The following is a 23,701-nucleotide window of genomic DNA, read 5'->3' as shown; positions in this document are numbered from 1 at the left end:
TACGAGTGAGGTACGCAGCGATGCCGCTACAGCTCCTGGCCGGTGAGAGCGGCGAACAGCCGGTGGCAGCGGGCGAGCATGTCCGCAACGGTCTGGTCGGGGTGCGTGAGCCACCACCGCACCAGGGCGGAGAGAACGCTGAGCCAGACCTCGGTCGCCGCGGTGATGTCGTCGGCGTCGGTGAGGCCGTTGGCGAGGGCGCCCTGGCGCACACCGGTGATCGCGGGCGCGGCCACCAGTCTCCGGTGTTCGCGGAGCTTCTCGGCGGCGGTGGTGCCGGGCGGGACGTGGGTGTCGTAGAGCAGTGACCAGTCCTGCGGCCGTGGCGCCAGCGCCGTGAACAGCGCCTCGAAGACGACGAACGCCGCGTCGAGCCCCGGCGCGACGTCGACGAGCGCGTCCTCGACGTGGGTCACGATGTTGGCGCTCGCGCGGGCGAGACACGCGGCGAACAGGTCGTCTTTGGGGCCGAAGTAGCTGTGGACGAGGGGCTTGGTGATCCCGGCCGCGGCGGCGACGTCCGACAGCGAGGTCGCGACGTAGCCGCGTTCGGCGAACAGGACCGTGGCGGCGTCGAGGATCAGCGCCTCACGCTCGGCGCGGGGCATTCCCTTCGTCCCTGCGACCGCGGTCATGTCGTCCTTCCCATCGATATGACCGCACGGTAACTTACCCGGATGGCATATAGCAATTCACCTGCGCTGTACCGGGCAGGAGAAGGCACGCAGGTGCTGTTGCTGCACGGCGCCACGGGCACGTGGCAGCACTGGAACCCGGTGCTGCCGGCGCTGAGTGCGCGCCATGAGGTCATCGCCCCGACGTTGGCCGGGCACTACGGCGGCCCGCCGCTTCCCCACGGCGTGCGCACTCTCTCCGACATCGCCGACACGCTCGAGCGGCAGCTGGACGAGCTCGGGATCGGGTCCGTCGACATCGTCGGGAACTCACTGGGCGGGGCGCTCGGCATCGTTCTCGCCACGCGTGGCCGGGCGCGCGGCGTGGTCGCGTTGTCCCCGGCGAGCGGGTGGGATGCGGGCGATCCCGTGGCCGAGCACGTCGCTCGGTTCTTCGAGAAGTCCGGGCAGAGCTCGCGCCGGGCGCTTCCCTTGGCGCCATTGGTCTTCCGTGCCGCGAGCGCCCGCCGAAGCGCGTTCCGGCACATCGCCCGCCACGGGGAACGGACCACCCCGCGCGAGGCCGTGCACATCCTGCGCGCCGCCGCGCGCTTCGACCACGTGCCACTCCTGGCTCGCGCGCTCCGGTCCGGCGAGGACGCACTGCCGCGGCACCTGGACAAGATCGCCGTGCCCGTCCTGCTGGCGTGGGCCGAGCGCGACTGGGTGCTCCCTCCCGCGACGGCCGCCACCCGCTACCGCCGTGAGATTCCCGGGGCGGAGTTCCGGCTGTTGCCCGGGACCGGCCACGTTCCCATGTGGGACGACCCCGAACTCGTCACCTCCTCCGTCATCGACTGGATCACGCGAGTCCACTGTGGTGAGTGCCTCAGCGGCGAAACCGCCCAATGCCCGCAACACCGAGCGGCGGCGGTGCGTGACGGGGACAATCACTCGTCGTGACCGTCAAACGCCCGCTCGTCGTCGACTCGCTGATCGTGATCGCCCTCATCGCGGTGCACCTGCTGGTGGTGCGCGAGGTGAGCGACCAGGTGACCGGGTGGCTGCCGAGCTGGGGCGCGGCCGTGGTCGGAGTCGTGGGCATCGCGCCGTTGCTGGTGCGCCGCCGGGCGACCTGGCCGGTGTTCCTGATCGTGCTCGCGGCCGCGATGACACTCGCACTCGGCGGCCATCCCGGCGGCGGGGTCGGGCTGGCCCTGCAGGTCGCGCTCTACACGATCGCGGTGAACTCGCCGCTGCTCAGCACGGCGGTGGCGGCGGCACTGACGCTCGCCGCGGCCGTGACGAGCTACGCCGCCAACGCCGACTTCCACCCCGTGGTGGCGGTGCTGGACGTGGTGCTGCTCGGCGGGGCGATCGGGCTGGGCCTGGTCACGCGGCGGAGCAGGCAGCGGGCCGCACAGCTGCGCGAGGTGGTGAGCCAGCTCGAACAGGCACGTGAGCAGCTCAAAGCGGAAGCGGCACTGCTGGAGCGCACCCGCATCGCCCGCGAGCTGCACGACATCGTGGCGCACAGCCTCGGCGTGATCGCGGTGCAGGCCGGTGTCGCACGGGCCATGCCGGACGATCGGCAACAGGCGTGCGAGGCGTTGCAGGTGATCGAGGCGACGAGCAAGGACGCGTTGTCGGAGATGCGGCACCTGCTCGGAGCGTTGCGCGCTCCGGAGCCGCTCGACGCCGAGCTGCGGCCGCAGCCGACGCTGGACCAGCTCGATGACCTGTTCCAGACGATGCGCGACGTCGGGCTTTCGCTGACTGTGCACACCGAAGGTGAGCCGTATCCACTCACCGCCGGGCGGGAGCTCGCTGTGTACCGCATCGTCCAGGAAGCGCTCACGAACGTGCTCAAGCACGCCGGCCACGCCGAAGTGCAGGTGCGCCTGCGTTATCTCGACGACCACATGAGCGTCGAGGTGCTCAACGACCACGTGCTCCCTCATGCCGACCGGAACGGGCACGGCCTGGTCGGCATGCGCGAGCGGGCAGTCGTGTGTGGAGGGACGCTGGACGCGGGACCGTTGCCAGGAGGCAGGTTCCGGATGGTCGCGACGCTGCCGAGGGAGCTGGCGGCATGAGCATCGAGGTGGTGGTCGCGGACGACCAGGCGCTGGTGCGGGCGGGTTTCGCCGCCTTCCTGCGGGCCCAGCCGGACATCGAGGTGGTCGCGGAGGCCGCGGACGGCATCTCCGCGGTGGCCGCCGCGACCGAACACCGGCCGGACGTCGTGCTGATGGACATCCGGATGCCGCAGGCCGACGGCATCGAGGCGACCAGGCAGATCACCGAGGCGTTCGGCGGTGAGGTGGCGGTGCTCGTCCTCACCACGTTCGACCTCGACGAGTACGTCTACGCGGCGTTGCGCGCGGGAGCGTCCGGCTTCCTGCTCAAGGACACCAGCCCGGAGGACCTCGTCGCGGCCGTCCGCGTGATCGCGAGCGGTGAGGCCCTGCTCGCGCCGACGGTGACCAAGCGGCTCATCCGCGAGTTCACCGCCGCGCCGGTCAGCCCCGCGCACCTCGCGGAGCTGACCAAGCGCGAGAACGAGATCATGGTGCTGGTCGCGCGCGGCCTGTCCAACAACCAGATCGCGGACAAGCTGTACCTGGCGCCGACCACGGTGAAGACGCACGTGAACCGGTTGATGGCCAAGCTCGCCCTGACCTCGCGTGCCCAGGTCGTCGCGGCCGCCTACGAGGCCGGGCTCGTGATCCCCGCCCGCGGCACCGACTGATCTACGTCCGAGCTGTCTCCTGGAGAGCCAACCGGGTCCGCCTGGTTGCGGCCACCTCGACACCCAGGACCATCACGATGACGAGGATTCGAGCCCACCAGGGCATCGAGAACGCCGTCAGCACAACCCCGATGGCGATGTAGAGGATCATTTCGGTAATGCCCAGCAGCCTCTTCATCGAGACACAGCCTCCTGCGGGTTCAAGGGCGACAACCGGTTGTCACTCGCAGTTCTTGCCGTCGACACCGACCCATTGTCCGTTGCCACCGATCTTGGACTGGTAGCAGGTGTTGCTGTTGAAGGTGCCGGACCTGACGTAGTTCCCGAGATTCTTCAGGAGTTCGAACGACGCCGCCGACACGCCACCACTGCAAAGCAGCTTGACCACCCTGGTGGCGGCCGACGGAATGTTGCTGGCCGTGCACAACGCGACGCCACTTGCCGCCGCTCCGATGCCGAGCGCGGCGCCGATGGCATTCGCCTCCCAGCCCCAGAGGTTGAGGTAGACACCGAAGCCCCAGGTGAGCTTGGGATCGGCGACCACGGGGTAGGCTGCGCTGTTCCGGTGTTCCACGACCTGGGTCAACGTCGAACCGGTCAGCTCGTAGTGCGTCGGCACGGCGTCGCCGTTGGCGTCCCGTGCCCAGGACGGGGCGATCTCGCCGACCTGGACGCCATCGCGTGCCTGCAACGTCAGACCGCCGTCGGCGCGCGGCGTCGCGGTGATGCCGTCGGGCAACCCGAGCGTGAAGTCGTAGCGGGTCGGCGCGGTCCTGTCGTAGATCGTGACCAGGCCGCGAACACCGGTCTCCACAGGCTCCGCGACAACGGCGAAGCCCTGGTCATCGCTGCGGACCACGGCCTTGTCCTGAACCCGCACGGCCGCACTGGCAGACGTGCCCGGCAGGCCGAGAGCCGTCGCCGGAAGGTCCTTCCCGCTGACCTCCACCGTCCGGTCCGATCCCTGCGGCAGGTCGACCCGCACGCCCTCCCGCAGACCACCTGCCTGCGGCTGACCAGCGGCGGCCACAGCAGCCGCAGCGTCGTTCAGCACCGCGGAGACGCTCGGAACATCGCCTCTCGCCCCCTCGGCCCACGCCGGCGAACCGCCGGCTCCGGTCGCGACCATGGCCAGCACCACAAAACTTGCGATCGAGCGAATACGCATTAACTGATTCCCCAATGAACTTGCTCGAACTAGGCCTGCCGACGGTAACGCCGAGGCTCGCCGATCACGTCCAACCAGCGCAGTAATTCAGAGGTACAACCTGGGCAGTATTGCGGCGTCCCGGCCGCTCTGCTCTACCATCGCCACCATGGCGAACAACAACTCCGAGACGGACGGCAACGGCGCCCTCATGGCGTTTCTGGTCATTTCCATGAGTTTGGTACCGATCTCCTACCTCGCGTCCGCGGAGTGGCTGCGCGTCACGATTCTCCTGGTGGCGATTCTGGGTATGTTCACCCTTTCGTTCTTCCTGCTCCGCAACTACAAGCGTCGCCAGGCACCGATCAGAAATCGTCCGCCACGCCGTCGGTTCTGGTAGCTCCCTCGCACCGGTGGAAGGATCGACGACCATGACCGACGCCAGACCGCCGGGCACCGACGAGGCCGCGTTCATCGAGGCGGCCCGCTCAGGCGATCCGGCGCGGTTCGCGCTCATCACCGAGCGCCACCGGCGTGAGCTGCGGGTGCACTGCTACCGGATGCTCGCGAACTACGAGGACGCCCAGGACATGACGCAGGAGACGTTCCTGCGGGCGTGGAACAAGCGGGAGTCGTTCAAGGGCCACGCCACGCTGCGGACCTGGCTGTACCGGATCGCGACGAACGCCTGCCTCGACTTCCTGGAGAAGCGCAACGACCGCACACCCGTGCTGTCCGATCTGCCGGTCTCCGAGCTGCCGTACCTGCAGCCGTATCCCGACCACATGCTCCCCGAGGACCCGCAGGAATCGGTGGTGTCGCGGGAGACGATCGAGCTGGCGTTCATCGTCGCGGTCCAGCACCTGCCACCGCGCCAGCGGGCGGTGTTCATCCTGCGCGACGTCCTCGGCTGGCCGGCGTCGAAGGCCGCCGACTCCCTGGAGCTGACCGTCGCGTCGGTGACCAGCGCACTGCAGCGGGCGCGCGTGACGATGCGCGAGCAGCTCCCCGACCGCCGCCTCGACTGGCGGAGCCCAGCCACCCACGAGCTGTCGAACGACGAGCGCGGCCTGGTGAAGTCGTACATCGACGCCCACGAGCGCAACGACCTCGACGCGCTGACGTCCCTGCTGCGCGACGACCTGCGCTTCGCGATGCTGCCCGACCCCGGCACCGTGATGACGACGGCCGAGGACGCGGTGGACGGCTGGGTCTCCGGCGGGCTCTTCCAGCGCGGCCACGACGACTGGCGCTGCATCGCCACGACGGTCAACCTCATGCCTGCCGCCGTGCTGTACCTCCGCACCGCAGACGACCCGGAGTACCGGCTGTTCGCCATCGCGGTCCTGCACATCGTCGACGGCAAGATCGCCGAACTCACCGGATTCGACACCGCCGACAAACCGTGGCTGGACCTGCCCCCGACCCTGTGACCAGGGGACGTTCCCTCATTGCCTCGTCTCGTAGCGGGTCAGCACCACGCCGCCGGGAAACGTCCGCGTCTCCACGAGGTCGAGGTTCACCCAGCTGTCCAGCGCCGCGAAGAACGGCGTGCCACCGCCCACCAGGACCGGGTAGGTGACCACGGCGTACTCGTCGACGAGCCCGGCTCGCACGGCCGCCCCGGCGAGCGTTGCGCCGCCGATGCCCATCGGTCCGCCGTCCTCGGCCTTGAGCCGGGTGATCTCGGCGACCGCGTCACCGGTGACCAGGCGGGTGTTCCAGTCGACCTCGTCGATCGTCGAGGAGAACACCACCTTCGGCGTGTCCCGCCAGTTCCGCGCGAACTCGATCCGCGCCGGGGTGGCGTCGGGCTGCTGGTCGCCGGTCGGCCAGTAGGAACTCATCGTCTCCCACAGCTTGCGCCCGTACAGCATCAGATCGTTCGCCCGCTCGTGGTCGAGCCACCACTGGAACAGCTCGTCGCTCGGCGGCCCGCTCCAGCCGATGTCGTCGCCGGTCGCGGCGGTGTAGCCGTCCAGGGTCGCGTTCATGCCGAAGATCAGTTTCCGCGCCATGCCTGCCTCCTGTGAGCTGATCTCACACGTACAGACGGGCGTGGCGCGGAAACCTGATCTGTGCAGCCGTCAGTAGTAACAGTGCAAGGCGAAGTCGTCGAGGCGCAGCCACTCACCGTCGTGGCCGCGACCCTTGTCGACGACCATGAATCGAGCGAAGACCGACCGGTAGCCGTTCAGCTGGAACCAGTCGGACTGGACGGCCTGGTACCCCGTGAACGTGAGGTTCCGCGAGGCGCCGGTGATCTTGGTCCCGGCCGAGTCGAAGATCTCGACGTTGACGGACGTGCTGCGGTCGTTGAGCGGGTTGACGTAGATCTGTGCGATGCAGTCACTGGTACCGCCGGTGCCGGTGGACACCCAGACCCCCATGGCTGCCGCGGTGCCCGCGGGGGCGTTGTAGCCGGAATGCAGCCAGCCGTTGTTCTGGCCCGACCGGCCGGCGTTGATGTTGTAGTCGAATCCGGCCTGTCCACCGCCGATGGTCTGCACGGTCCACTTCGCTGCCGGATTCGACTCGAATCCGTCCTGGAACGACCGCACCCCTGCTTGGGCCGTTCCCACGCCTGCCAGCAGCAGTGCGACCGACACCGCCCCGGCGACGGCCGAGCGGCACAACCTCGCACGAATCCCCACCGCAGATCCCCCTCCTGGATCGGTTCCCGTCATCGGATGATCACCTGTCGACGTGAACGTGCAGACGATCTCGAAGAACCGTTCGGATGGCCAGAGTCCGGTCCGCTGACTGGACCTCGTGGGAAAGCCGCCGGCCTTCCTGTCCACAAGCGACATGCAAGCCGGCGCGGAACGCGCATGGATCAGGGAGCGATGGACCGCCTGCGGGGATGATCCCACCTGTGTCGCCACAACTGATCGGACATGAATGATTTGAGAATTGCGGCGGTTGGTTGTGGTAGTCGTTGGGTACCGTCCAACAGCCGCTGTCGGTTACGGTACGCGGCTTACGAATGCGGTCGTCCCAACCTCTAACGGAGCGTCGTGACCGATCCTCCCGATCTCGACCGCGGTGTGCTGCGCACACTGCTCACCGACGTGGTCACCGGTGCGCTCGCGCGTAGGGGTCTGAACGGCTGCCTCGACGGCGCGATCGCCAGGGCGCGGCACATCGGCGGTTGCTGCTCGGTGTTCGTGTTCGACGTCGACCACTTCAAGACCGTCAACGACGCGTACGGGCACGCCCGCGGTGACGCGGTGCTGCGGGCGATCGTCGAGCGGGCCGAGAGTGTGGTCCGCGATGCGGACGTGCTGGTGCGCTACGGCGGGGACGAGTTCGTGCTGGTGCTGCCGGAGACGGGCGCGGTGGAGGCGCTGCAGGTCGCGACGCGGTTGGTGGACGCCATCGGCACCAAGCCGTTCGCGGGTAATCCACCGCTGTCGGTGTCGATCAGCCTCGGACTGGCCACCTTCCCGGACGACGCGGCGGACCGCCAGTCGCTGATCGAGCTCGCCGATCGACGCAACTACCTGGCCAAGCGCCGCGGGCGGGGCCGTGCGGTGGGCGATGACCTGCAGGCGAGCGGGCGGCGGTCGTCTGAGAGGTTGCTGGAGCGGGACGCGGCACTGGCCGTCGTGCGTGACTTCCTCGTGCGGCTGGACGTGTCCGGACGCGGCGCGCTGAGGGTGGCGGGCGAGCGCGGCGCCGGGCACACCAGGTTCCTGGCCGAGGTCGGCAAACTGGCCGGGCTGCGCGGGTTCGAGGTGGTCGACGGGGCCGTGGAACCGGCGCGGCACGCCGAGCGGGTGCTCGTGCTCGTCGACACCGACGCCGACATCGCGGACGTGGGACGGCGGGTGCGGCGGTTGGCCGGCTCCGGTGGTCCGCGGGTCGTGGGGCTGGTCCAGGCGATGCACGATCCCGCTGGGCCGGTACCGCAGGTGCTGCCGCTGCTGGACACCGCGGTGCTGGCGCCGCTGTCCGATTCGGCGCTGCACGTGTGGCTGCGCACGACCCTGCACGGTGAGCCCACGCGGGAACTGGTGCACTGGCTGGCCCGGCGCAGTGGCGGCTTCATCGCCCAGGCCGAGCGCGGGCTGACGCAGCTCGCCGACCGCGGCGACCTGGAGCAGGGCGGCAACGGGGACTGGGGCGTGTCCGCGGAGGCGATAGCCCGCGCCGACAACGCCCGGCGACGGTTGCCCGCGGCGGTCAGCAGCCTGGTGGGCCGGGCGCGGGACGTCTCGCGGATGGCCGACCTGCTCTCCGAACGGCGGCTGGTCACGCTGACCGGCGCCGGTGGCATCGGCAAGACCCGGCTGGCGCTGGCGGTCGCGGGGGCGGTGGCGGACGAGTTCGCGGACGGGGCCGTGTTCGTGTCGCTCGCCGAGGCCACCACGACGGAGATGGTGGTCTCCGCGGTCGCCGCGGTGCTGGAGGTGCCGGAGGGCACGAACGAGCCGCTGACCGACGCGGTGATCCGGGCGCTGAGCGAGCTCGAACTGCTGCTGGTGCTGGACAACTTCGAGCACGTGCTGAGCGCCGGCTCGTTCGTGTCCGCGCTGCTGGCCGCGGCGCCGGGGGTGCGGGTGCTGACCACGACCCGGCAGCGGCTGCGGCTCAGCGGCGAGCAGGTCTACCCGGTCCCGCCGCTGCCGGTGCCCGACCTCGACCGCCTGCCGTCGCGGCCGGAGGAGACCGACGAGGCGCTGGCGTCCTGGCCGGCGCTGGCGTTGTTCGTGTCCAGGGCCACCGAGGCCGTGTACGGGCTGACCTTCTCCGCGGACGACCTGCGTGCCGCGGCCGAGGTGTGCATCCGGCTGGACGGGCTGCCACTGGCCATCGAGCTCACCGCGGCGAACTGCGATGTCCTTTCGCCGACCGAGATCCTCGCCCAGTTGAACGAACGGTCGGAGCTGCCCGCCGTCGGGCCGCAGGACCTGCCGGCGCGGCAACAGACCCTGCGCGCCACCATCGACTGGAGCTTCGAACTGCTCGACGCCGACGACCAGGAGCTGCTGACCCGCCTGGCGGTGTTCGCCGGTGGCTGCACGGCCGACGCCGTCGCCGCGATCTGCCTGCCCTCCGAGACGAGCGACAAGAGCATCACCCAGCGGCTGACCGGGCTGGTCGACCGCAACCTCCTCGGCGCGCGGCACACCGAGGACGGGCTCAGGTACACGATGCTGGAGACCATCCGGGCCTACGCGGGCGAACGGCTGTCGGACGGGGAAGTGACCGCGCGTCACACGGCCTACTTCGCCGAGTTCGCCGAACGCGCGGACCGCGGACTGGGCGGCCACGACGGAGCGGCCTGGTACGCGCGGGTCAGCAGCGAGTACCTCAACCTGCGCGCGGCGCACACCCAGGCGATCGCAGACCGGGATCCGCTCACCGCCGCCCGGATCGTCCTCGGAATCAACAGGTTCTGGCAGAAGGGCTGGCACATCCGCGAAGGCAGGGAATGGCACCGCCGCCTGCTCGCGGACACGGTGGACCGGCTGCCGGAGGGTGTCCGCGGCAGGGTGATGGAGTCCGCCGCGTTCCTCGCCATCAAGCAGGACGACCAGGCGACCGCCCTGTCGCTGGGCGAGCAGAGCCTGCAGATCGGCCGCCGGCTCGGCGACCACGACCTGGTGGCTCAAGCGCTCAACATCGTCGGTCTCGTCGCCAGGCAGCGCGGTGACCTGGACCAGGCCCGTGCGTGCTTCGGCGAGTGCGTCGAAATCGAGCAGGCGCACGGGAAACGCGCCAACGTCCTGGCCGCGGCGCGCGGCAACCTGTCGATCATCGCCCGCTTCGAGGGCGATCTGCACACCGCGCGCGACCTGATGCGGGACAACGTCGCGGCGGACCGCGTGGCCGGCAACCTCCGCACGCTGTCACTGGACCTCGTCGGTCTCGGTGACGTCTGCGTGGACCTCGGCGACGCCGCCGCGGCTCGCCCGCTGCTCACCGAAGCCGTCGAGACCAGCAGGCAGATCGGGGACATGGGCGGCGAGGCCTACGCCTTCCACATCCTCGGCCGGCTCACCAGGCTGGAAGGCGATCCGGTCGAGGCCTACCGCCTCTACACCGCCGCCATCCGCATCCACCACGGGTTCGGCGACCGGTTCGCGGTCCTCTACACGCTCAGCTCGCTCGTCGACCTGCTCAGCACGGTGGACGCCGCGTCGGCCGCCAGGATGCTCGGCGCGGTCGGGGTGATCCGCGAGCAGGACGGCTTGCCGATGACCAAGCACCAGCGTGCCGTCCGGGAAGGCACGCTGCGCCGCATCCGTGCCGTGCTCACCGATGCCGAACTGGATGCCGCGATGGCCGACGGAGCCGCGATGGACCTCGACGCGCTGGTCGCCCACGCCTTCGAGGTGGACCCGGCTGTGTTCGCCTGAGTCTGACCGTTCTCGCGGAAAGCGCTTGCCCGTTGTGGGACGGTGCAAGCACGGTTTACCGCGAATTTACGCAGTGCCATCGATCCGCGAAATACCGGAGCGCGACCGTCATACCTGTCGATCGACAGATATTCCGCCCCGGCCTCTCGGAGGACTCATGAGCACGTCTCTCAGTGACACCCCGGGATACGCCCAGGAGCTGCGCAGGGGAGTGGGAACGTTCTCTTCCTTCGCGGCGGGGTTCTCGTTCGTCTCGATCCTCACCACCGTGTTCCAGCTCTTCGGGCTGGGCTTCGGACTCGGTGGCGCCTCGTTCTTCTGGGCCTGGCCGCTGGTCTTCGCCGGGCAGCTGCTGGTGGCCCTGTGCTTCGCCGAGCTCGCGGCGCGCTGGCCGGTCTCGGGCGCGATCTTCCAGTGGTCGGGCCGCCTGGCGGGGACGACAGCGGGCTGGTTCGCCGGCTGGGTCATGGTCATCGGTCAGATCCTCACCGTCGCGGCCGCCGCGATCGCGATCCAGGTCGTCCTGCCGAGCATCTGGTCCGGGTTCCAGATCGTCGGAGGGCCAGGTGCGGACTCCGCGGTGTCCTCGCCGACCGGTGCGCAGAACGCGGTGCTGCTCGGCGTGATCCTGCTCGTGATCACGACGATCGTGAACATCGCCGGGATCCGGCACATGGCCGCGGCCACGAGCGTCGGTGTGACGATCGAGATCGTCGCGGTCGTCGCGTTGGTGTTCGCCCTGTTCGTCCTGCCCGAACGTGGTCCTGGGGTCGTGTTCACGCACGAGGGCTGGGCCGGCGAAGGCAGTTACCTCCCGGCGTTCCTCGCTTCGGCGCTGATGGCCGCGTACGTGATGGTGGGGTTCGACTCGGCGGGCGAGCTGGCCGAGGAGACCCACTCGCCGCGGCGGACGACCCCGCGGACCATCCTGCACGCGCTCATCGCGTCCGCCATCGGTGGTGCGTTGCTCATCATCGGCGCGCTGATGGCCGCGCCGAGCCTCACCGACGGCAACCTGGCGACCGGCGGGCTCTCGTGGGTGCTCACCGAACGCCTCGGCGGTGTCCTCGGTCGCCTGTTCCTGTGCTGCGTCGCCGTGGCGGTGTTCGCGTGCACACTGGCGATCCAGACCGCCGGCGCGCGAATGATCTACTCGATGGCCAGGGACAAGGCTTTCCCGTTCCACCGGCAGCTCAGCAAGGTTTCTCCGCGCACCGGCACCCCGGTCGGCGCCTCGATCGTGGTCGGCGTCGGTGCGGCGATCGCGCTCGTGGTCAACATCGGTCAGTCCGCGATCTTCACCGCGCTGTCGAGCCTCTGCATCGCGATGCTCTACCTCGCCTACCTCGGCGTGACACTGCCGATGCTGGTCACCCGGTTTCGCAAGACCTGGCCCAGAGGCGTTGACGAGCAAGGGAAACCGTTGTTCAGCCTGGGGGCCTGGGGACTTCCGCTGAACGCCCTCGCCGTCGTCTACCAGATCGGCATGGCGGTCAACCTGTTGTGGCCGCGCCCGGAGATCTACGACCTCACCGGCGAGACCTGGTGGCTGCGCTGGAGCGCGTTGCTCGTGGTCGCTCTCAGCCTCGCGTCGGGCGCCGGGTACCTCCTCTTCAAACACCGGCTGCACGGCCGGATCGAGCTGCGCCACGTCCCGCACAGCGCACAGGAGGACTAAGTGACCGACTCCGTTCTCAACGCCAGGGCGGACGCTCGCGCACGAGGCGGGCAGACGAGCGACTGGATGCCGTACCTGCCGGCGTCGTCGAGCCCGTACCGGCCTGCAGGGGTGGAAACACTCACCTGGGCGGAAACCGTTGCCCCGGGCGGATACGCGCACAAGGTGCTCGCCAGGGGAACGCGGATCCGGTTCGACGACCCCACCGGCGACGCCTGCGCGCACGTGATCGTCTACAACGCGCTGGAACCGGTCGAGCGGCTCAACGTCGCCGACACCGTGAAGATCCCCTGGCAGGCGTACCTCGGTGCCGGGCACCCGTTGCTGTCGGGTGACGGCCGCGTGCTCGCGACGATCGTCGAAGACACGTCCGGCCACCACGACGCGTTCTGCGGAACGAGCACCGAGGCCTGGAACCAGCGCAAGTACGGCGACGCCAGGCCGGAAGGGCCGTCCCCGGCAGGCCGTTCGCTGTTCGTCAAGGCCGCGGCCAAACACGGACTCACGCCGCGCGACCTCCCACCAAGTGTGTCCTTCTTCCAAGGAGTCCAGGTCGACGCCGACGGAACCTTCGTGTGGCGGGGATCGGCGGGGGAGGGCGTCTCGGTCGAACTGCTGGCCGAACTGCCGTTGCTGATCCTCGTGGCCAACGTGCCGCACCCGCTGGACCCTCGCCCGGACTACGCGGTCGGGCCACTGCGCGTGCACGCCTGGCGCACTGCGCCGACGGGACCGGACGACGACCGTTTCCAGGCCACGCCGGAAGCGAACCGGGCCTACCTCAACACCATCGACTACGCGGAGGCACGAGGACTGTGACCAGTTCAGTTCCGGTCGGCGCCACGTTCGCCCCCGGCTCGCCCCTCGACTGGTCGGAACCGCTCGTCCCCGGCGAGGTCGTGCTGGATGAACGGGTCGCTCCCAATGCCTCGTGGTCCGCTGTGGTGGAGGCAGGCCACGTTCTGACCATTGTGGACGTCGGCGGCAACCAGTCGGGAGACTGCCTGATCTACAACGCGGCGGACACCGAGGAGCGGTACAGCGTGCCGGACACGCTGGCCTGGCAGGGCAACGCCTACGTCCGCACGGGCACGGTGCTGCGCAGCAACCTGGGCAACCCGCTGATGACCGTCGTCGGCAACGAGATCGACCGCCAGGACACGATCGGCGGCGCCTGCTCCAAGGAGTCCAACACGCTGCGGTACGGCCACCACGTCATGTTCCACCACGGGTGCCGGGAGAACTTCCTGTCCGAGGGCCAGAAGCACGGCCTGGGCCTGCGCGACCTCGTGTCCAACCTCAACTGGTTCATGAACGTCCCGGTCGAGGCGGACGGCGCTCTCGGCATCGTCGACGGGATGTCGGCGCCCGGCAAGCGGGTCGCAATCCGTGCCGACATGGATGTGCTCGTGCTGGTCTCGAACTGTCCCCAGATGAACAACCCGTGCAACGACTTCAACCCGACGCCGCTGCGCATGATCGTGGTGGCGCCATGACGTCCTTCGACGTCGTGCTCGTCGCCAACCGGGGCGAGATCGCGCGCCGGATCATCCGCACCGCGCACGCGCTGGGCATGAAGGCGGTCTCGGTCTACTCCGATGCCGACCGCGCCGCGCCGCACGTGCGGGAGGCCGACACCGCGATCCGGCTCGGTCCCGCTCCCGCGCGGGATTCCTACCTGCGCGCCGACGCGATCATCGAGGCCGCGCTCGACAGCGGCGCCGGGCTGATCCACCCCGGCTACGGGTTCCTGTCCGAGAGCGTCACGTTCGCTCGTGATGTCGAGGCGGCGGGCCTGCGGTTCGTCGGCCCGGCGTCCGAGCAGATCGCCGCGTTCGGGGAGAAGCACACCGCTCGGGAGCTCGCGCAACGCGCGGGCGTGCCCATGCTCGCCGGGACCGGTCTGCTGTCGTCCGCTGACGAGGCCGTTGCCGAGGCCGGACGAATCGGGCTGCCCGTCATGGTCAAGGCGACCGGGGGAGGCGGCGGCATCGGCATGCAGGCCTGCGCCACCACCGACGAGGTGCGCGAGGCGTTCGACCGCGTCGCCGTGCTGGCGCAGCAGAACTTCGGCGCCGCCGGGGTGTTCCTGGAACGGCTGGTGCGCCCGGCTCGGCACGTCGAGGTGCAGCTCTTCGGTGACGGTCTCGGCCGCGTCGCGGTGATCGGTGACCGCGACTGCTCGTTGCAGCGCCGCAACCAGAAGGTCGTCGAGGAGGCACCCGCTCCGGCTCTGCCCGATCACGTTCGCTCGCTGCTGCACACCTCTGCGCGGGACCTGGCGGCGTCGGTGCGCTACCGCAGTGCCGGCACCGTCGAGTTCATCTACGACCCGGTCCGTCAGGAGGCGTCGTTCCTGGAGGTCAACACGCGGCTGCAGGTCGAACACCCGGTGACCGAGCTGGTATTCGGCGTCGACCTGGTCGAGCTGATGCTGCGGCTGGCCAGGGACGGCGCGGACGGTCTGCCGGACAGCGTCTTCGACTCCGCGTGGGTGCCGGACGGGCACGCCGTCGAAGCCCGTGTCTACGCCGAGGATCCCGCGAAGGAGTCGCTGCCGTCGCCGGGCCTGGTGACGCGGGCGGTCTTCCCCGACGATCTCGCCGGGGTCCGGGTCGACGGCTGGATCGAGACCGGGCTGGAGGTCTCGCCCCACTACGACCCGATGCTGGCCAAGGTGATCGCCGCGGGACCCACCAGGGACGCCGCGCTGGACCTCCTCGGCGAGGCGCTGGACGGATCCCGCGTCGACGGCGTCGTCACCAACCTGGGGCTGTTGCGCGCACTCACCGGCTCCGACGACGTGCGGGCCGCCGTGCACTCGACGTCCACCCTTGATCGCACCACCGATCCCGATCCTCGCGTCGACGTCCTCGTGCCGGGGACGATGACGACGGTGCAGGACCTGCCGGGCCGGGTCGGGTACTGGCAGGTCGGTGTGCCGCCCAGCGGTCCGTTCGACCCGGTTTCGCTGACGGAGGCGAACCTCGCGGTCGGCAATCCCGCCACCGCACCAGGCTTGGAGATCACGGCGGCCGGACCGACACTGCGGTTCTCGGTGCCGTCGGTCGTCTGCCTCACCGGCGCGCCCGTGGAGTCCTTTGTGGACGACGAGCTCATTCCGCAGTGGGAGCCGGTCGACGTTCCCGCCGGCGGCACCCTGAGGATCGGCACCGCCGCCGGTCCCGGACTGCGCACCTACCTCGCGGTGCGCGGTGGCATCGACGTGCCCGCCTACCTCGGCAGCGCCGCGACGTTCACCCTGGGCGGGTTCGGCGGTCACGCCGGCCGTGCGCTGCTCGCCGGTGACGTGCTGCGCCTGGGCTCACCGGACGCGGCGGAGAACCCGGGACTGACCACGATCGGTGGCCCGACGCCGGCGCACCGCCGTCCCGCGATCACCAGCAGCTGGCAGATCGCGGTCACCGAAGGACCGCACGGGGCACCGGAGTTCTTCACCCGCGTGGACCTGGATTCCTTCTACGCGGCCGATTTCAAGGTGCACCACAACTCGGCGCGCACGGGAATCCGGCTGATCGGCCCGAAACCGGCCTGGGCGCGGCCGGACGGTGGTGACGCGGGACTGCACCCCTCGAACATCCACGACACGCCCTACGCCGTCGGTGCCGTCGACTTCACCGGCGACACCCCGGTCGTCCTCGGCCCGGACGGCCCGTCCCTGGGCGGGTTCGTCTGCCCGGCCGTGGTCGCGAGCGGTGACCTCTGGAAGCTCGGGCAGCTGCGTCCCGGCGACGCGGTGCGCTTCGTGCGCGTGCGTGAGGCCGATGGCGTCCTCGACCGGCGAGCCGTCCCGCACGTGCTCACCTCGGGCGGCGACGGTGACGACGGTGTGCTGGGTCGCCTTGAGGAGACCGAGGATCGGCCGTCCGTGACCTATCGCCGCGACGGCGACGGCAACGTGCTCGTCGAGTACGGGCCGATGACCCTCGACCTCGCCCTGCGCATGCGGGTGCACGCGCTCCAGGAAACCCTTGCGGCACATGGTCCGGAGGGCGTCCTCGACGTCACCCCGGGCATCCGTTCGTTGCAGGTCCACACCGATCCTTCGCGCTTGAAGGCCTCGGACGTCGCACGGTTGCTGCAGGAGCTCGAGTCCGAGGTGCCGCCCACGCAAGATCTCGTGGTGCCGTCCCGCACGGTCCGGTTGCCGCTGAGCTGGGACGACCCGGCCACGAGACTGGCGATCGAGCGGTACATGGCCGGAGTGCGCTCGGACGCGCCGTGGACACCGTGGAACATCGAGTTCATCCGCCGCATCAACGGTTTGGAGTCGGTGGACGACGTCTACCGGACGGTGTTCGGCGCCTCGTACCTGGTGCTGGGCCTCGGTGACGTCTACCTCGGCGCCCCGGTGGCGACGCCGCTCGATCCCCGGCACCGGCTGGTGACCACGAAGTACAACCCCGCGCGGACGTGGACGGCGGAGAACTCGGTCGGCATCGGCGGCGCCTATCTGTGCGTCTACGGCATGGAAGGGCCCGGCGGATACCAGTTCGTCGGCCGCACCGTGCAGGTGTGGAACCGTTACCGCCGTGGAGGGTTGTTCGCCGAACACCCCTGGGCGCTGCGCTTCTTCGACCGGATCGAGTGGTACCCGGTCGAAGCCGGCGAACTGCTGGAGCTCCGCGCCGAGACCGACGCCGGACGGGGCGACTTCGAGACGGTCGACGGAACGTTCTCGATCGCCGACCACGTCCGGTTCCTCGACGACAACGCGGACGACATCGCGGCTTTCCGCACGCGTCAGACGGCTGCCTTCGAAGCGGAGAAACAACGCTGGCGCCTTGCCGGTGAGTTCGACCGGCACGACGAACCGGCAGAGGTCACCGCGCCGGAGGTGACGCTTCCCGCCGGCGCGGTCGCCGTGACCGCACCGTTCACCGCGACCGTCTGGCGGCTCGTCGGGGAGCCGGGAACGCTGGTGGGAGAAGGAGATCCGGTCCTCACCGTGGAAACGATGAAGATGGAGGCCAAGGTGACCGCACCCGTCACGGGCAGGCTGGTCGAGCTCTACGTGCGTCCCGGCGACCAGGTCGATCCGGGTCAGATCCTCGCGGCGGTGCGGCCGTGACGCCGGATCCCGTCGCCGCGGTCGAGGCGGCCTACGACCGGATCGACGCGGTCGACCGGCCCGAGATCTGGGTGACGCGGCGCCACCGCGAAGACGCGGTGTCCGACGCGAAGGAGATCGCCGCACGGCTGGCCGCGGGCGAAGACCTCCCGTTGGCGGGCAAGGTGATCGCGGTCAAGGACAACATCGACGTGGCGGGGCTGCCGACCACCGCGGCCGCGCACTCCTACCTCTACCGGCCGGACGCCGACGCCACCGCGGTCGCGCGGCTGCGGGCCGCGGGCGCCGTCGTGATCGGCAAGACCAACCTCGACCAGTTCGCGACCGGACTGGTGGGCACCAGGAGCCCGTACGGCGCGGTCCGCAACGCCTGGGACCCCGCCAGGATCAGCGGCGGTTCGTCCGCGGGCTCCGCGGTCGCCGTCGCGCTCGGCATCGTCGACGCCGCGCTGGGCACCGACACCGCGGGCTCCGGCCGGGTCCCGGCCGCGCTCAACGGTGTCATCGGGGTGAAGCCGACGAAGGGCCTCGTCCCCGTCACCGGTGTCGTGCCCGCGTGCTACTCCTTGGACTGCGTCACGGTTTTCGCCCGCGATCTCGCCCTCGCGCGGCTGACCGCGGAGCTCATGTCCGGGCCGGACACCGCGGATCCGCTGTCGCGCGAAGCCCGCGCGGACGTCGTGCTCCCGCCGAGGCCGCGCGTCGCCGTCCCCACGAGCGAACACCTGGCGGACATGGCACCCGGCTGGCGCGAGGCCTTCGCGGCCGCGGTGGCGAGCCTGGCCGCCGGCGGTGTGGAGATCGTCGAGGTCGACGTCGCACCACTGCTGGAAGCCGCAAAGCTGTTGTACGGCGGCGCTTTCGTCGCCGAGCGCTACGCCGCCGTGGGTGCCCACGTCGAGTCGCACCGCGACCTGATCGGCACCGACCTCGACCCCACCGTGGCCGCGATCATCGTGGCGGGAGCGGCCCCGTCGGCCGCGCAGTGGGCCGAGGACACCGCCACCCTCGCCCGTCTCGGCGCGGCGGGACGAACCCTGCTCGCCGGGTGCGACGCGCTGCTGACCCCCACGACGGTCTGCCATCCCACGCTGGACGAGGTGGCCGCCGACCCGATCGGCGTCAACAGCCGGCTGGGCCGCTTCACCAACTTCGCCAACCTGCTCGACCTCGCCTCGCTCGCGGTGCCGGCGGGATTCGTCGACGGACTGCCGTTCGGGGTGATGTTCACCGGTCCCGCGTTCAGCGACCGCGCCCTGGCCACGCTCGCGGAGCGACTGCTCGCACCGTCGCTCGACCTGTTCGTGGTGGGCGCGCACCTCAGCGGCCAGCCTCTGAACAACCAACTGGTGCAGGCCGGCGGCTCCCTGGTCAGTCCGGCTCGGACCGCCGAGACGTACCGGCTGCGAGCACTGGCCACGACACCGCCCAAGCCCGGCCTGGTCCGCGTGCCGGAAGGAGGTTCCGGTGTCGAGGGCGAGGTCTGGCGGCTCCCCGCTGCGGGTTTCGGCACCTTCGTCGCCGCGGTGCCGCCACCGATGGTCATCGGCACCGTCGAGCTGTCCGACGGTTCCCACGTTTCAGGCTTTCTCGCCGAACCGTGGGCCCTGGAAGGCACCGAGGACATCACCGCGTTCGGCGGGTGGCGCGGCTACCTCGCGGCACGGGCATGATCGGGGACAATGGCGCGGTGACCCGCCCTCGGCCCGGCCGCCCGCGCCACGCGCCCGACGAGGGTGATGACCGGTCGCCACGCGAACAGATCCTCGAAGCGGCCGCCGCGCTCTTCGTCGACCAGGGGTTCTCCGCCACCTCCACCCGCGCCATCGCCGACAGCGTGGGGATCAGGCAGGCGTCGCTCTACTACCACTTCGCCGGCAAGGACGAGATCCTCCTGGAACTGCTCCGCATCTCCGTGCGGCCCAGTCTGGAGATCGCCCGGTCCCTGGAAGGTGCCGCCGCGGAGCCCGCGCTGTACGCACTGGCGGTGGCCGACGCGCACACGCTCGCGACTGCACCCCACAACATCGGGATGCTCTACCTGCTACCCGAGGTGCAGTTGGAGCGTTACGACCTGTTCCGTGAGGATCGGGCGGCACTGCAGGACGTCTACGCCCGCCTCGGCGCGAGGATCGCCGGCGACGACCCGGCGTCGGGCGCGGGCACACGCCGGGGCGAAATGCTGATCCAGCTCGTCGAAGTCGTGATCCAGCAACGGCGAACCCGCGTGCCCGACACGTCCGACTGCCACGCCATCGCCGAAGCGTGCCTGCGCGTGTGCGGTGTCGGTCAGCGGGGGATCGCCGCTGCGCGCAGGGCCGCCGCGGTCCTGACGTAGCGGGGCCGGGGTCTCGTACTTTGGACTGATCTGTCCTGCCGTGGGCTCTCGTACGATGAGGACGTGTTCGCCCTTCTGCGGTCGGTGTGGGATGAGCCCCGGCCGGTGCGTGCGGCGGCGCGGGTGTGGTGGGACTGGGCACTTGTCGCCGTGCTCCTGGCGGCTGCGGTGCTGGAGACACTGCTGCGGACGGACCTGAACTCACGGGTCGGCTCGCTGATCGTGGCGGTGGGGCTCCTGCCGCTGTTGTTGCTGCGCCGGAGCCGACCGCTGTTCGCGGTCGCCGTCGCGTTCGGCGTCGCCGCGGTCGCGTCGCTCGTGTTCGGGGGCGAGCCCGAGCTCAACGTGATGGTCTACCTGGTGCTCTTCCCGTTCTCGCTGTTCCGGTGGGGTTCCGGGCGTGAGGCGGTGATCGGGCTGGCGATCATGCTCGGCAAGGTCGGGTTGTCGGCGGCGCTCGGGTTCATCAGCGTGGGGGAGGCCGTGGGCGGAAGCGCTGTTCTCGGCGCGGCGTTCGCCCTCGGTGCCGCGGTGCGCTACCGGGGGCGGGCACGGGCACGGGACCTCGAACAGGTCAAGCTGCTGGAACGGGAGCGGCTGGCACGCGACCTGCACGACACGGTGGCGCACCACGTGTCGGCGATGGCGATCCGGGCCCAGGCCGGGCTGGCGACGGCGGCGTCCCGGCCGGAGGCGGCGATCGAGGCGCTCGGCCTGATCGAGTCGGAGGCGTCGCGGGCGCTCGCCGAGATGCGCACGCTGGTACGAGCCCTGCGCCACAACGAGCCCGCGGACCTGGCACCCAGCCCGACCGTTGCCGACATCGAACGGCTCGCCAGCCCCGGCCGGCCAGGACCGGAGGTCGACGTGCACATCGAAGGAACCGTCGACGACCTGCCGAAGTCGGTGGGGACCGCGATCTACCGGCTCACCCAGGAGTCGGTCACCAACGCGCGGCGGCACGCCCGGCACGCCACCCGCATCGAGGTGCGGGTCACCGTCGGCGCCTCGTCGGTCCACCTGCGGGTGAGCGACGACGGCGACACCGCCAACGTCCGCGGCACCTCGGCGCAGGGACACGGTCTGATCGGCATGATGGAACGCGCCGACCTGCTCGGCGGCAGCTGTGAGGCAGGCCCGGACCCCGGCCGGGGCTGGACCGTGACCGCCGTGCTGCCGCTCACCGGGTCGCCCGCATGAGCATCCGGGTCATCGTCGCCGACGACCAGGAGATCGTCCGCACAGGACTCGCGATGATCCTCGACGCCCAGCCGGGCATCGAGGTCGTCGGGCAGGCACCGGACGGACGACAGGCCGTGGAACTGGCCCGCCGGCTGCGGCCGGACGTGTGCCTCTTCGACATCCGCATGCCCGGGATCGACGGCATCGAGGCCACCCGCCTGCTCGCCGGGCCTGGCGTCGCCGACCCGCTCGCCGTCGTCGTGATCACCACGTTCGACCTCGACGAGTACGTCTACGCCGCACTGCGCGCAGGTGCCAGGGGATTCCTGCTCAAGGACGCCGGCACCGCCCTGCTCGCCCAGGCCGTCCACGCCGCGGCCTCCGGCGACGCCCTGATCGCCCCCAGCGTCACCGCCCGGTTGATCGAGGCTTTCGCCGACACCGGGCCTGCCGGTCGCGCGGTGCAGCCGATCGAGCCGCTCACCGAACGGGAGGAGCAGGTCCTCGCCTCCGTCGCGGGAGGGAGCACCAACAGCGAGGTCGCCAAGGAGCTCCACATCACGCTCAGCACCGTCAAGAGCCACATCGCCAGCCTGATGGCCAAGATCGGGGCCAGGAACCGGGTCGAGATCGCCATCTGGGCCTACGAGACCAAGCGCGTCCGGGGTGGGTTCCGGCACCGGTAGCCGAAAGTACGACGAGCGGGCTGGACCATCGGCCAGGACGATCGCGGCCCATCTTCCGATGAGTTGACACCGCCGCTCGCGGCACGATCTGGCGCATGACCTCCTCCACCAAGTGGGACAAGCTCATCCCGGCCGCGATCATCCTGTTCAGCGTCATCCCGGTGCTCGGTGGCGCCCAGCGGCTGGCCGAGCTGGGCGGCGGCGCGGAGATCACACCGGAGAACGCGCGGTTCTTCGCCTCACCGGTGCCCGTGGTGCTGCACGCCGTCACGCTCAGCGTGTACACCATCCTCGGTGCCTTCCAGTTCGCTCCGGGCTTCCGCCGCCGCAGACCGGGATGGCACCGGGCGGCAGGGCGGCTTCTGGTCCTTTGTGGACTCCTGGGAGCGCTGACAGGTCTGTGGATGACCGTGTTCTACCCCAAACCCGCCGACGTGGGCGCTCTGCTCACCGGCTTCCGGCTGGTGTTCGGCACTGCGTGGGTGGTGTTCATCGTCCTCGGGTTCGCCGCCATCCGCCGCCGGGACGTCACCGGGCACCGCGCCTGGATGATCCGCGGTTTCGCGATCGGGCTCGGCGGCGGCACCCAAGCGGTGACGCTGGGCACGTGGCTCGTGGCCGTCGGCACGCCCGACCGGCTCGCCAAGGCGTTGCTGATGCTCGCCGCCTGGCTCATCAACCTCGCCGTGGCGGAGTGGATCATCCGCCGCCAGGCGCTGCCGACTCGCGCGGCCGCCAAGGTCCGAGTCACGCTCGAGGAGACCCGATGAAGGCAGTTGTTCAGGACCGGTACGGATCGCCGGACACGCTGGAGTTCCGCGACGTGGAGCTGCCGGCGGCCTCCGGTGACGAGATTCTCGTACGGGTGCACGCGGCCTCGATCAACGCGTACGACTGGCACATCATGCGCGGAGACCCCTACCTGGCCAGGCTCACCGGGCTCGGAGTCACCGCTCCCAGGAGGAAGATCCGCGGCCGCGACTTCGCGGGCAGGGTGGAGGCGGTGGGCCGGGACGTGCGGCGCTTCCGGCCCGGTGACGAGGTGTTCGGCGACCTCGGTGCCGCCGACGGTGCGTTCGCCGAGTACGTGTGCGTGTCCGAGAAGCTCGTGGAGGCCAAGCCCGCCGACCTGACGTTCGAGCAGGCCGCCGCGATACCACTGGCCGGGCACACCGCGCTGAAGGGACTGCGGGACATCGGAAGGCTCCAGCCAGGACAGCACGTCCTGGTCAACGGGGCGTCCGGAGGCGTGGGCACGTTCGCCGTGCAGATCGCGAAGTCCTTGGGCGCCAAGGTGACTGCCGTGTGCAGCACGAGGAACGTCGAGCTGGTGGCGTCGCTCGGCGCGGATCACGTCATCGACTACACCACGAACGACTTCACCAGGAACGGCACGCGCTACGACCTCGTCTTCGATCTGGTCGGCAACCACTCGCTGACCTGGTTGCGGCGCGCATGCACGCCCGGCGGGACGATCGTGCTGTCCGGTGGGGGAGTGTTCAGCGGCGGCAGCCTCGTCGGGCCGATGTGGCTGATGATCAGGGCGAAGCTGATGGCCCCGTTCGTCCGCGAGCGGCTGCTGGTGCTCACGACGACAGTCGACCGGGAGATCCTCGTGGCGCTGCGGCACCTCGCCGAGTCGGGAGGCTTCACACCGGTGATCGACCGCACCTGCTCGTTGGACGAGGTGCCCGATGCCGTGCGTTACATCGAGACCGAACACGCCCGCGCGAAGGTCGTCATCACGGTGTGATCTCGTGTGCCGCCCACCGACGACAGGCCTGGTTTCGGTACCCTCGGACCGCCTGACGAAAGGACACGGGTGGACGACTCGTCGAAGGTCGGTA

Annotated in this window: 21 protein-coding genes; 16 read left to right on the top strand and 5 right to left on the bottom strand. The window is 70.2% G+C overall.

Annotated features, from left to right (window positions below):
• Nucleotides 1–26: 26 nt before the first annotated feature.
• Nucleotides 27–635 (bottom strand): TetR/AcrR family transcriptional regulator, encoded by a 609-nt coding sequence (locus tag LFM09_RS36600; RefSeq protein ID WP_414101186.1) that lies wholly within the window; start codon nt 633–635, stop codon nt 27–29.
• A gap of 42 nt (nt 636–677) precedes the next feature.
• On the opposite strand from LFM09_RS36600, the gene LFM09_RS36595 reads away from it, so the two are divergent.
• From LFM09_RS36595 to LFM09_RS36585, 3 genes are read left to right on the top strand one after another with little or no spacing between them, the layout of a single operon-like run.
• Nucleotides 678–1,577: an alpha/beta fold hydrolase gene (locus LFM09_RS36595; protein WP_414101185.1), complete on the top strand. Its 900-nt coding sequence runs from the start codon at nt 678–680 to the stop codon at nt 1,575–1,577.
• Nucleotides 1,574–2,710 (top strand): sensor histidine kinase, encoded by a 1,137-nt coding sequence (locus LFM09_RS36590; RefSeq protein ID WP_414101184.1) that lies wholly within the window; start codon nt 1,574–1,576, stop codon nt 2,708–2,710. Before LFM09_RS36595 ends, LFM09_RS36590 begins: the two co-directional genes overlap by 4 nt.
• Nucleotides 2,707–3,366: a response regulator gene (locus LFM09_RS36585; protein WP_414101183.1), complete on the top strand. Its 660-nt coding sequence runs from the start codon at nt 2,707–2,709 to the stop codon at nt 3,364–3,366. Before LFM09_RS36590 ends, LFM09_RS36585 begins: the two co-directional genes overlap by 4 nt.
• 1 nt (nt 3,367) lies before the next feature.
• Here LFM09_RS36585 and LFM09_RS36580 read toward each other — a convergent pair whose 3' ends face one another.
• Nucleotides 3,368–3,544, bottom strand: coding sequence for a hypothetical protein (locus tag LFM09_RS36580; protein ID WP_414101182.1), 177 nt, complete (start codon nt 3,542–3,544; stop codon nt 3,368–3,370).
• 42 nt (nt 3,545–3,586) lie between these two features.
• Complete coding sequence (locus LFM09_RS36575) at nt 3,587–4,495, bottom strand: hypothetical protein (RefSeq protein ID WP_414101181.1); 909 nt, start codon at nt 4,493–4,495, stop codon at nt 3,587–3,589.
• A gap of 187 nt (nt 4,496–4,682) precedes the next feature.
• Here LFM09_RS36575 and LFM09_RS36570 point away from each other — a divergent pair, with 187 nt between their 5' ends.
• Nucleotides 4,683–4,913 carry a hypothetical protein gene (locus LFM09_RS36570; RefSeq protein ID WP_414101180.1) on the top strand — a complete coding sequence of 77 codons (231 nt, stop codon included), beginning with the start codon at nt 4,683–4,685 and terminating at the stop codon, nt 4,911–4,913.
• 31 nt (nt 4,914–4,944) lie between these two features.
• Nucleotides 4,945–5,946, top strand: coding sequence for an RNA polymerase subunit sigma-70 (locus tag LFM09_RS36565; RefSeq protein WP_414101179.1), 1,002 nt, complete (start codon nt 4,945–4,947; stop codon nt 5,944–5,946).
• A 15-nt stretch (nt 5,947–5,961) separates the two neighbouring features.
• On the opposite strand, the gene LFM09_RS36560 is transcribed toward LFM09_RS36565, so the two are convergent.
• Nucleotides 5,962–6,531: a dihydrofolate reductase family protein gene (locus LFM09_RS36560; RefSeq protein ID WP_414101178.1), complete on the bottom strand. Its 570-nt coding sequence runs from the start codon at nt 6,529–6,531 to the stop codon at nt 5,962–5,964.
• Nucleotides 6,532–6,600: 69 nt separating this feature from the next.
• Nucleotides 6,601–7,167: a hypothetical protein gene (locus LFM09_RS36555; RefSeq protein ID WP_414101177.1), complete on the bottom strand. Its 567-nt coding sequence runs from the start codon at nt 7,165–7,167 to the stop codon at nt 6,601–6,603.
• Nucleotides 7,168–7,530: 363 nt separating this feature from the next.
• Here LFM09_RS36555 and LFM09_RS36550 point away from each other — a divergent pair, with 363 nt between their 5' ends.
• The 11 genes from LFM09_RS36550 to LFM09_RS36500 all read left to right on the top strand — a co-directional run bounded on the left by LFM09_RS36550 (nt 7,531) and on the right by LFM09_RS36500 (nt 23,607).
• The gene (locus LFM09_RS36550) at nt 7,531–10,878 is read left to right on the top strand and encodes a diguanylate cyclase (protein WP_414101176.1); all 3,348 of its coding nucleotides are present in this window, start codon (nt 7,531–7,533) and stop codon (nt 10,876–10,878) included.
• Between the two features lie 157 nt (nt 10,879–11,035).
• Nucleotides 11,036–12,556: an APC family permease gene (locus tag LFM09_RS36545; RefSeq protein ID WP_414101175.1), complete on the top strand. Its 1,521-nt coding sequence runs from the start codon at nt 11,036–11,038 to the stop codon at nt 12,554–12,556.
• On the top strand, nt 12,557–13,375 hold the full coding sequence (locus LFM09_RS36540; RefSeq protein WP_414101174.1) for an urea amidolyase associated protein UAAP1: 819 nt from the start codon (nt 12,557–12,559) through the stop codon (nt 13,373–13,375). It begins immediately after the preceding gene.
• Complete coding sequence (locus tag LFM09_RS36535; protein ID WP_414101173.1) at nt 13,372–14,052, top strand: urea amidolyase associated protein UAAP2; 681 nt, start codon at nt 13,372–13,374, stop codon at nt 14,050–14,052. The genes LFM09_RS36540 and LFM09_RS36535 overlap by 4 nt, the downstream gene beginning before the upstream one ends.
• Complete coding sequence (gene uca / locus LFM09_RS36530) at nt 14,049–17,648, top strand: urea carboxylase (RefSeq protein WP_414101172.1); 3,600 nt, start codon at nt 14,049–14,051, stop codon at nt 17,646–17,648. Before LFM09_RS36535 ends, uca begins: the two co-directional genes overlap by 4 nt.
• Nucleotides 17,645–19,321, top strand: a complete 1,677-nt coding sequence (gene atzF / locus LFM09_RS36525; protein ID WP_414101171.1) for an allophanate hydrolase — start codon at nt 17,645–17,647, stop codon at nt 19,319–19,321. The genes uca and atzF overlap by 4 nt, the downstream gene beginning before the upstream one ends.
• 17 nt (nt 19,322–19,338) lie before the next feature.
• Complete coding sequence (locus tag LFM09_RS36520; protein ID WP_414101170.1) at nt 19,339–19,986, top strand: TetR/AcrR family transcriptional regulator; 648 nt, start codon at nt 19,339–19,341, stop codon at nt 19,984–19,986.
• Nucleotides 19,987–20,049: 63 nt separating this feature from the next.
• Nucleotides 20,050–21,186 carry a sensor histidine kinase gene (locus LFM09_RS36515; RefSeq protein ID WP_414101169.1) on the top strand — a complete coding sequence of 379 codons (1,137 nt, stop codon included), beginning with the start codon at nt 20,050–20,052 and terminating at the stop codon, nt 21,184–21,186.
• Nucleotides 21,183–21,854 carry a response regulator gene (locus LFM09_RS36510; RefSeq protein WP_414101168.1) on the top strand — a complete coding sequence of 224 codons (672 nt, stop codon included), beginning with the start codon at nt 21,183–21,185 and terminating at the stop codon, nt 21,852–21,854. The genes LFM09_RS36515 and LFM09_RS36510 overlap by 4 nt, the downstream gene beginning before the upstream one ends.
• 95 nt (nt 21,855–21,949) lie before the next feature.
• Nucleotides 21,950–22,624: a DUF2306 domain-containing protein gene (locus LFM09_RS36505; RefSeq protein WP_414101167.1), complete on the top strand. Its 675-nt coding sequence runs from the start codon at nt 21,950–21,952 to the stop codon at nt 22,622–22,624.
• Complete coding sequence (locus LFM09_RS36500) at nt 22,621–23,607, top strand: NAD(P)-dependent alcohol dehydrogenase (protein ID WP_414101166.1); 987 nt, start codon at nt 22,621–22,623, stop codon at nt 23,605–23,607. Before LFM09_RS36505 ends, LFM09_RS36500 begins: the two co-directional genes overlap by 4 nt.
• The last annotated feature ends 94 nt before the right edge of the window (nt 23,608–23,701 follow it).

Source organism: Lentzea alba (assembly GCF_047445655.1).
GTDB classification, from domain to species: domain Bacteria; phylum Actinomycetota; class Actinomycetes; order Mycobacteriales; family Pseudonocardiaceae; genus Lentzea; species Lentzea alba_A.
Note: the sequence above shows the minus strand (reverse complement) of the source record. Positions and strands in the feature narration are given on the sequence as shown.